This window comes from Pirellulales bacterium (assembly GCA_035656635.1).
GTDB lineage: Bacteria > Planctomycetota > Planctomycetia > Pirellulales > JADZDJ01 > DATJYL01.
Genome location: DASRSD010000024.1, coordinates 37286 through 47117 on the forward strand (window position 1 = coordinate 37286; position 9832 = coordinate 47117).

Annotated in this window: 6 protein-coding genes; 1 reads left to right on the forward strand and 5 read right to left on the reverse strand. The window is 53.0% G+C overall.

From position 1 onward, the window contains the following. The first annotated feature begins 1 nt into the window (after position 1). The gene (locus VFE46_01865; protein ID HZZ26726.1) at positions 2-880 is read left to right on the forward strand and encodes a class I SAM-dependent methyltransferase; all 879 of its coding nucleotides are present in this window, start codon (positions 2-4) and stop codon (positions 878-880) included. A gap of 18 nt (positions 881-898) precedes the next feature. On the opposite strand, the gene VFE46_01870 is transcribed toward VFE46_01865, so the two are convergent. The 5 genes from VFE46_01870 to cphA all read right to left on the reverse strand — a co-directional run bounded on the left by VFE46_01870 (position 899) and on the right by cphA (position 9294). Continuing rightward, the gene (locus VFE46_01870; protein HZZ26727.1) at positions 899-1666 is read right to left on the reverse strand and encodes an SDR family NAD(P)-dependent oxidoreductase; all 768 of its coding nucleotides are present in this window, start codon (positions 1664-1666) and stop codon (positions 899-901) included. Between the two features lie 94 nt (positions 1667-1760). Next, on the reverse strand, positions 1761-3149 hold the full coding sequence (locus tag VFE46_01875; GenBank protein ID HZZ26728.1) for an HlyD family efflux transporter periplasmic adaptor subunit: 1389 nt from the start codon (positions 3147-3149) through the stop codon (positions 1761-1763). Positions 3150-3249: 100 nt separating this feature from the next. After that, a complete protein-coding gene (locus VFE46_01880) occupies positions 3250-5631 on the reverse strand; it encodes an FtsX-like permease family protein (GenBank protein ID HZZ26729.1) in 2382 nt (793 codons plus the stop codon). Beyond that, positions 5628-6374 carry an ABC transporter ATP-binding protein gene (locus tag VFE46_01885; GenBank protein HZZ26730.1) on the reverse strand — a complete coding sequence of 249 codons (747 nt, stop codon included), beginning with the start codon at positions 6372-6374 and terminating at the stop codon, positions 5628-5630. Before VFE46_01885 ends, VFE46_01880 begins: the two co-directional genes overlap by 4 nt. 199 nt (positions 6375-6573) lie before the next feature. After that, positions 6574-9294 carry a cyanophycin synthetase gene (gene cphA, locus VFE46_01890; GenBank protein HZZ26731.1) on the reverse strand — a complete coding sequence of 907 codons (2721 nt, stop codon included), beginning with the start codon at positions 9292-9294 and terminating at the stop codon, positions 6574-6576. Between the last annotated feature and the right edge of the window lie 538 nt (positions 9295-9832).

The window sequence follows — 9832 nt, forward strand, 5'->3', positions numbered from 1 at the left end:
CATGTTCACAGCTCACGAATACGAGCTCCTCGATTTCGGCCACGGTCGGAAGCTGGAGCGTTTCGGAACTGTTGTACTAGATCGGCCTTGTCCTGTGGCCGATGGGGTTAAATTTGCTCGACCGGAATTATGGAACGAGGCGGGGGCGCGATTCGAGATTTCTTGCGGCAAGAGTTCTCGAGCCGAGCGATTCAAATCCGAACGCGGTCGCTGGATTATTTCGAGCGAGATGGCGGCCACATGGATGATTCGCCATCACAAAATCCGGCTTGAACTTAAACTCACGCCGTTCGGCCACGTGGGCGTATTTCCCGAACAGGCCGAAAATTGGGATTGGATTGGAGCACAAACGAGTGGAATGCGGTTGCGAGTTCTGAATTTATTCGCTTACACCGGGGGGAGCACGCTGTCGGCGGCGGCTCAAGGGGCAGAAGTTACTCACGTCGATGCCGCTAGAAACGTCGTAACCTGGGCTCGCCGCAACGCAACGCTTTCTGGCTTGTCGCCTGCCCCAATTCGCTGGATTGCGGACGATGCATTCAAATTTGCCCGTCGAGAGCTCAAACGTGGGCAACAATACGATGCCGTAATTCTCGATCCGCCCAGTTACGGCCACGGTTCCAGAGGTGAGCCGTGGAAACTTGACAATCACTTACCAGAAATACTGAGCATGTGCCGCGAATTGACTGGTTCGCAGCCACGCTTCCTGCTGCTCACTTGCCATGCACCAAGCTACCATTCGCGCCGTTTAGCCGAGTGCCTGATCACCGCTGGCTTTGCCCAGCGCGTCGGGCAAGTTGAGATGGGAAAATTATCGCTCTGTGCGGTCGGCGGCCGCCGATTAAACGCCGGGGTGTTTGCACGAATGTCAGTGAATTGAACACTACACTGCAGCGCATCAGTTCGCTTGCATCCGCACAGCTCCATCCAGTCGAATGACGGTGCCGTTGAGGTAGGTATTTTCGATGATCGATTGCACCAATTGGGCGAATTCCTCCGGTTTGCCGAAGCGCGGTGGAAAGAGAATTTGCTCGCTGAGCGACTTTCGCAATTCATTGGTCGTGGCGGCCATCATGGCAGTTTCGAAAATGCCCGGTGCAATTGCCAACACGCGAATACCAAACCGCGCCAGTTCCCGGGCCGCGGGCAGGGTGAGGCTGGCGACCGCACCTTTGCTGGCGGCATAAGCAGCCTGTCCGATTTGCCCTTCGAATGCAGCCACAGAGGAGGTGTTGACAATGACGCCACGCTCGCCGTTGCTATGGGGCGTGTTGGTTGACATTGTTGCTGCCGCCAACCGCAGCATGTTGAAGGTGCCAATTAAGTTTACTCGGATCACGCGCTCAAACAGTGCCATATCGTGTGGACCGTGTTTACCGACAAGCCGCGCTGCTCCCAAAATTCCTGCGCATTGTACCAAGCCTTGAAGCGGACCAAATTCGCGTTGCACCGTCTCAATTACTACCTTTGCGTCGTGTTCGCTGGTTACGTCAGTATGAACAAACCGTGCGGCCCGGCCCAATTCCACTGCGAATGCTTGGCCGATCGCTTCGTTCAAATCAGCTATCACCACTTGTCCCCCGGCTGCAACTAGTCGTCGAGCACAAGCCATGCCCAATCCGCTGGCTCCCCCGGTGATGAGGAAAGTATTATCTTTGATTTGCATGGTTGGAGGCTGGGCCCAATTGTCGCTTGGTGTCTGAATGTTTAACGGCGTACTCTTGAATGTTTGACACCGGGGGCGTCGAAATCTTTGTTCGTCAATCGCCGTCCTGTAGTTGGTTGTTGGTCCCACGATCGCGCAAAATAGGCTTCACTCGCGTGCCGTCTTTCAACCCGCTTTCAGGAGCCAGGACAACCAATTCGCCGGGCTGCAGGCCATGGGTGATTTCCGCCATTTCGTCGTTCATTAAACCGGTTTCGATCGGTTGCAGTCGGGCGTGACCCTCGCGAATGGCAAACACTAACCACTTACCGTCACCACCGCGAAAAAGTGCAGAGCGAGGCACCGTCAGCGCATTGTCATTTTGTGCAGTAAATACCCGAACTCGAACGCGATAGTCGATTCCCAAATAGCGGTCTTTTCGCAAGCGCGCCAAATCGTCCGGATTGAACGCCATGATCACTTTCACACGTTGTTGTTCGACTCCAAGGGAACTAACTTTGGTAAAACCTGCGGGATAAATTCGCTTTACCAGGCCACGCGCCGATGTGGCGCCAATGGCTGGACCGGTGACTTCTACTGGGTCCCCTTCTTTCACGTTGACAACGTCTTGACTAAGAATATCGGCTTCTAATTCTAAATTTTCCAACCGGCCAATTTTCAAGAGGACGGTGCCGGCAGCGACTTGACGTTCATCGCTAATGTCGCGTTCCAACACCACGCCATCGACTGGAGAACGGAGTTCACCGCGGTTACGATCCCGGTCCATTTCCTTCAACCGCACATTAGCTTCCTCGAGCTGCATTTTTAGCACGTCATGGGTAAGTCCTTTGCGGTCGATATATTGTCGCACGCCTGTGGGCAGCAGTGCGGTGGCCGCTTGCAAGGCCTCAATAGCACGTTCAACCAGCAAATCTTGCTGATATTCGACGCCGGCCTGCACTTGCTGCAATTGGACCTGCTCGTACTCGTCCTGTGTGGCAGTCTTGGTTTGGTACATTTTGCGGACTCGATCAGTATTATTATTGGCGTAATCGAGTTTTGCCCGGCCGGATTCCACTTGGGCCTTGGCAGCTTCCACGGTGCGGTCGATCGAGTCAACGTAACTAAGCGATTGCTTTAATCCGGTAGTTTCCACGCTGACATCGTCTTTTTCACGTATCGAAGCTTTCAGACGCTCGACGGCAGCAGTCGCCGCCTCGACCGCCAAATCTAAATCAGAAGTGATAATGTGGGCCACGATCTGGCCTTGATGCACTGGCGTTCCTTCGACCAAATCGATAGCGGAAATGCGACCGTCCTGCGGCATCGTAATATTGTAAGTTTGCGGCAACCGGGTTTTACCCCGCTCCTCGACAAACTCCTGAATCTTGCCGCGGACCACGGCCGCGACTTCCACCGGCAATCCTCCATTGAGCGCGCTGGCAACGATTGCCACCAGTATGATGGCAACCGCGGCGAGGGCAGCAATCATCCAAGTACGCATAGGCGGGTTCAGGACTCAGGACTTTGTACGACTCTTGAAATTGTACGTTATTCGAATACCGGACAAATGCCGCCAAATGTCAATTTCTGCGGTTGGCAGATCACTCCTTCACATTTAAGGCCTCGCGCCAATCCATGCGGTTAATTGCTGCCTGGACGAAAAAATGTGCGGCCAAGCAAAAGACAATTGCTAAGCCAATCACCAACAACCACACTGCCGGCCGCGTGACCAACGGAAAGCGAAACATTTCGGTATCGAACCGCACCTTCGTTAGCCACAACGTTAAAGCATATCCTGTAGGCAAGCCCAACAGTGTGCCGAGTAAGTTCACCAACATGCTTTCGCGCAAGAAATAGCCACCGATTTGAAAGCTGGTATAACCTACGACCCGCAGGGTCGCCACTTCTCGTCGTCGCTCTGCCAAACCAATCAGCGATGTGTTAAGCAGACTGCAGAAAAAAATAATGCCCGCAAACAGCGACAGCAGCACGATGAAAATCATCTGAGTTTTCAGAGCGGTTTCCACCAAATTGTGAATGGCGTCTGCTTTAGCCGAATAATTCTGCAATGCCGGCAATTCTTTGATCTCCTTCAGCATTTCGCTTAATTTGGTTGCGCGCGGATCGGTCTGAATTTCAACGCCCGTAAGGGCCAATTCTTCGCCGATCAGCCGACTCAGATACTCGATGTTGGCATATACTGCCAGACCCACGTAACTGTCGGAAATGTTCGCGATGGGCACTTCACAAGTTCGCCGTAAGCCTTTGATGGGTTGCATCAGCACGGTGTCGCCGCGGGTGACTTGTAATAAATCGGCAAGTTTGCGACTCATGGTCAATCCAACAGGCTCGATGGTCACGATGCGGCCTGCTTGATCGTGCGGAACAAGCAGCCGCCCTGCCGAGACTAAGCCTGTGACATTCCCTTTATGACGATTCGAACCATGAAAAAATTCGCATGCTACGTCCAAAGTGGGTTCGGCATAATCAACGCCCGACAAATTTCGAACTTCCTGTAGTGCATCCCAGCCATGTTCGTCCTTGAAGCCCAAATCGACATCACTGTGCATTACTTTTTCGAATTGGAAATCGATGATGTATTCGATGCCGAATCGAAGCATGAAACCGGTAGTTAAAATCGCTGCTCCCATACAGGCCGCGAAAATTCCCACAGCCGTGCGTGCTTTGTGTCGAATGACATTCCGCAGCACCATTCGCCAACCGAAACTTAGCCGCTGCCAAAAGTGAGTGAATTGCTCCAGCCAAATGCGCCCACCGGCGACCGGCGGCTTGGGACGCATGGCTTCCGCCGGACTCAGCCTCAAAGCTCCGCGAGTTCCCTGCCATGAACCGACGAGTGAACATCCCAGGCTGATGGCCAAGCCGGTCATATACAAGTCGGGATATACCACATTCTGCAGATGCGGAAATTCGAAAAAATTGCGCAGCACCGACGTGACAAACGTCGCCATGCCATAACCAAGCGGCAATCCTAGCACGCCGCCGCACAAGCCAACCGCGCCGCCAAACTTTAAAAAGTGCCAAAATATCTGTGAGTTGGAATAGCCTAAGGCTTTCAGTGTGCCCACTACGTTTCGTTGCTGGTCGATTAAGCGAACCATGAGCATGTTCAAAACTAGTGCGGCCACGGCAAGAAAAATTGCCGGCATAAATTGGGCGAACACTCCCAGCCCGCGAATTTCGTCGCTCAAAAACCGATTTGAAGGTTGATCTTTGCGGGCTGTGGTGGAAAAGACACCATAATCGTTTAACAAATACTCCGCGCGGCGCAAGATTTCGTCGGATCGATCGCGCCACTCTGCGTCCAGCACGCCAACTACTTGATTGGCCGCTCCGTCCATGTCGAATACTTCTTCCGCATAGGTTTGCTTCACATAAAACACGCCAAAATGTTCCCGGTCGGGGGCCAAGCTGCCAGGATTCATCAAGTACACAAATTCGCTGGAAATCGCTGTGCCGGCAATGAATAACTGTTCGCGGCGATTGTTCAGCAAAAGATGAATCCATTGGCCTGGATGTAAGCCGTGGAGCCGGGCAAACGTGTCGTTAATAATCACTTCATTCCGATGCTGTTCGGTGAAATAGCTGCCGCGAGTGAGAACAATGTCGTTGATGATCGACTGCTGCACGTCAGGCAATGACAGCACCAACGCGTTGATTGGCTCGACAACATTTGGCAAGTCTACCGTGGCATAGGACTGGATGCGGGGACGAATTTCGCTGACGCCGGGCAACTGTGCGAGCATATCGAGTTCAGCCAGCGGCACTTTTTTCAGGTCGATCCAAAAATCAGCCATCCGGCACTGTTGGTAGTATTCTTGCTTGGCTTGATCTAAATTGTTGCAGGCCGATCGCATGTAAATAAAACACATAACGCCTACAGCAATCAGACTAGTAATGGCCAAGAGCAAGCCCCGAGAAACCACCAGTTCGCGCAGAACTTTGCGATTGAGAACTTTCACCAGACGATTTCCTCCGGCGGTTTGGGCATCGGGTTGTCGTGAATTTCGACGATTTGTCCGCTGCGCAACCGAACCACACGATTGGCTGTATCAGCCAATGCGCCGTTATGGGTGATGATCATAATGGTTTTGCCCAGGCGGTTTTTCAAATCGACCAACAGCCTCAGGACATTTTTCCCGGTTTCAAAATCAAGTGCTCCGGTGGGTTCGTCGCACAACAATAATCCTGGGTTTTTTGCCAAGGCACGGGCAATAGCCACACGCTGCTGCTCGCCGCCCGACATTTGCGCTGGAAAATGATCGGCCCGATCGGTTAGTCCGACCAGTTCCAGCACCTCGTCGACATCCATCGGTCGAGTACTAATTTCTGTGCTTATCAACACATTTTCGCGTGCAGTAAGATTGGGCACCAAATTGTAAAACTGAAAGACAAAGCCAATTGTTTCGCGGCGGTATCTTGTCAGTTCGCGTGGCGTAGCACCGGAAATGTCGCGCTCTTGATACCACACTTGGCCGACCGTGGGTGTATCGAGCCCACCGATCAGATTCAAAAGTGTAGTTTTTCCCGATCCGCTTGGCCCCACCAGCACCAGCAACTCTCCGCTAAAGATTTGCAAATCAATGTGCTTAAGCACTTCGACCGAGACTTCGCCCATCCGATAAGTTTTGCCAATGTTATCCAAATGCAGCAACACTTGCTGAGGGGGCACTAACGTCGGGGCAAGCGAAGCGAATGAATTCATGGAAGGCTGCCCCTGATATTTCAACCTGGAAAAAATTGCGTATTGATGCACTTTCCTTCAATTTTACCTAGAATTTGTCTTTGCCGAAGCACTTCCTTAGGCCGCCAAAACGCAGCGAGAAATTATGTGCGCAAAAGAGACAGCCCGTCGGTTAAGAAGTTGGCGGGGCTGGATAAAAGCCAAGAAAACCGCGTGCGGCTTAGCGAATAGGGATAACGCCGGAGTCCGCAGATGCTGCAATCGGCTCGCCGGTAACAACCGGAGCCAACACCGGGGCCGTGGCCAACGCTTCTGGCAATGTCACTTCTCGAGCGGTTTGATTGGTGGCCAAGTAGCGACGGACATAATCCACCGTTTCGTCGACGGTGTCAGCTTGCAGCAGTAGCAAGTCGCCGGGCTGCAACACGGATAAAGCTGCTTCAATCGCTTTTATGGCCCCGAAGACTTCTTCAATGTGCTCGACTCTTTGGGCGCGAGACAGACCTTCGCGGAAACGGGTCATGATCTCGCCGGGAGTGCGGCCGCGCACATAATGATCTTCATACAAAATCACACGATCGAATGCCTCGCCGAGCAATTCGCCTTGGCGAACCATGTCGACGTCACGCCGATCGCCCGCAGCAGTATATACGGCAATTCGATTCTGGTGCGGAAAAACTTTTAGCACATCGAGGATGGCCATCAGCGATGATGGATTGTGGCCATAGTCCACCACAACTGCCGCGCCGTTAACTTCCAACAGATTGAACCGACCAGGTACGTACTCCAAACCAGCGGCAAACGTTTCCAACCCGGCACGTATAATCTCGCGGGTAAATCCTAAGCTCCAGGCAGCACCAACCGCCGCCAACGTATTTTCCACTTGGAAGCCGGCGCGACCACCGTGCGTGAGCGGCACTCGATCAATGGGCATTAGTGGTATTTCATGGTTGCCTTCCGTCAAGACGATGATTCCATCGTGCACTGAAACGGCACGGCCACCAGCGGCACAATGCTGCAACAGGACAGGATGCTGAGGATCAATCGCAAAAAATAGCACACTGCCAGGACAGGATTTTGCCATTTCTGCTGTCAGCGGATCGGCCGCATTGAGTACTGCAGTCCCACCTTTGGAAACTGCTTCCACTGGAACCCGTTTGACGCGGGCCAGTTTATCGAGTGTTTCGATGTCGTTCAGTCCGAGATGATCTCCCTCTCCGATGTTCGTGACTACTGCGACGTCGCAGCGATCGAACGCCAAGCCGGCACGGAGGATACCACCACGAGCGGTCTCTAGCACTACGGCATCGACACCGGGATTCATCAACAACTTCTGTGCGCTTTGCGGGCCACTACAGTCGCCCGTTTCCAATCGACGATCGTCTAGGAAAATGCCTTCGGTGCACGTCATGCCCACCTTGCGACCGGTTTGTCGCACAATGTGAGCTATAAACCGCGTCGTCGTTGTCTTGCCATTCACCCCGGTAACCGCGACCACCGGAATGCGACCGTTGTGTCCCTCGGGGAACATTGTAGAAATGATGGTTTCGCCGACGGACTGTGGTTGGCCTTTGGACGGCTGCAAGTGCATACGCAAACCCGGAGCGGCATTAACTTCGACAATCACGCCGCTTTGTTGTTCCAAGGGACGGCCAATGTTTTCACAAACCACGTCGACGCCGGCCACATCAAGCCCAACCATGCGGGCTGCTTCAATGGCGCGGGCGGCAATTTCGGGGTGAACAAAATCGGTGACATCAGCCGCTGTGCCGCCGGTGCTCAAATTCGCATTGCGGCGGATCAGCACTTGTTGTCCAGCGGCCGGAATGGAATCGAGCGTGTAGCCTTGTTCGGCAAGCACTTGCAGGGATACAGCATCTAAGGGAATTTTACTCAGGCACGTAGCGTGATCTTCACCGCGGCGCGGATCGCTGTTGACTTCATCGACCAAGGCTTGAATAGTGTGCTGGCCGTCGCCGGTCACCTGAGCGGGCTGTCGTTGAGCCGCAGCAACCAATTTGTCTCCGACAATTAACAGCCGGAAATCGCCTCCAGTGGCATGCTTTTCAACGATAATGTTTCGGCTTTCTTCTCGAGCGGCAGCATACGCAGCGGTCACTTGCTCTTGAGTCCGCAAATTCGTGGCGACGCCACGGCCTTGATTTCCATAGCGCGGCTTCACGACGACGGGCAGGCCAATTTCAGCAGCGGCTTCCCAAGCATCGGCTGCATTTTCGACAGGTCGGCCTTCTGGCACCGGCACTGCGATGGAATGGAGGAGTGATCGCGTCAACTCTTTATCTTGAGCAATGGTCTCGGCCATGGCCGTCGTGCGATCGGTTTCTGATGCTAAAATGCGCCGTTGTTTGGAGCCCCAACCGAGTTGAACTAAGCTGCCATCATTGAGCCGCCGCACGGGAATGCCACGCTGAAGAGCAGCATTCACAATTGCATCTGTGCTTGGGCCTAGGCGTGTGTTCTCGTACAACGAACGAAGCCGCTTGATGGTGCTGTCGACATCAAACTGCTGGTCGTCCACAGCCGCCAGACACAATTCGCGGCCGGCCTCCAAAGCAGCTCGGCACAGCGTTTCTTCTTGATACTCAATGGCAACTTTATATACACCGTCTTCATTCGACTCCCGAGTGCGGCCGAATCCGCAATCACTGCCGGCCAGAGTTTGCAATTCCAACACCACATGTTCCAAGATATGCGCTAAATATGTGCCGCGGCGCAGCCGTTCGAAGAAGCCCCCGCGCTCACCAACACTGCATCGATGTTCGATCAAGGACGGCAAAAATGCTTTTAGCCGTTCATTAAAACCAGACAATTCGTCAGAGGCGCAGTCTTTTAGCGCGCCTAGGTCAACCCATGCTTCCAAAACAGGGAAGTTCGCCCATATATTCGGTCCACGCAACGTCTGCACTTTCCGAATTTGCATAAATCATCAATTCATTCTCTGCACATTTATTGGCAGCTAATAGCCTGGGTGGGTAGAAGCAAACCGCCGTCAGCCCCGGGCAGCATGAACTAACGGTTCTATGAATTATTATTGCTAGAACTGTAAACGTGTAATGTATTCAGGCATGCTCAAGCGCGTGTGAGTTGTGAAAATCGGGCGAAGAAATTCGTTTTGAAATTCACGTCCATGCAACCATGCCAACTCCATCGCGCTCTCGAATTGGGGGGAGGAATCTCTCCGATTCCTAACAAAGAACGCTAACCGGCAGGTAAATCAATTTGGGAGTCGATCATCGTTGGACTATCTCAACTTCAACTTCCTGCAAAAACTTATGCACTACTGAAATGTGTTGTATTTCCTACTGCGCTGCGCCATCATCTTTGCAGCGCGGTTGTTTTTCCTAAAACTGAGTATATTCGAAGCGTCACATTCTGGCCTCAAAGTACTGTACCTATTATAGTTGGGACAAATGTCGCCCTGTCTTACCTATCTCCCGCCATCGCTACCATTAACCATG

What these genes read in the sequence shown, in the direction of transcription:
- VFE46_01865 (HZZ26726.1), top strand. Translation starts at nt 2, where the DNA reads ATGTTCACAGCTCACGAATACGAGCTCCTCGATTTCGGCCACGGTCGG.
- VFE46_01870 (HZZ26727.1), bottom strand. Translation starts at nt 1,666, where the DNA reads ATGCAAATCAAAGATAATACTTTCCTCATCACCGGGGGAGCCAGCGGA.
- VFE46_01875 (HZZ26728.1), bottom strand. Translation starts at nt 3,149, where the DNA reads ATGCGTACTTGGATGATTGCTGCCCTCGCCGCGGTTGCCATCATACTG.
- VFE46_01885 (HZZ26730.1), bottom strand. Translation starts at nt 6,374, where the DNA reads ATGAATTCATTCGCTTCGCTTGCCCCGACGTTAGTGCCCCCTCAGCAA.
- cphA (HZZ26731.1), bottom strand. Translation starts at nt 9,294, where the DNA reads ATGCAAATTCGGAAAGTGCAGACGTTGCGTGGACCGAATATATGGGCG.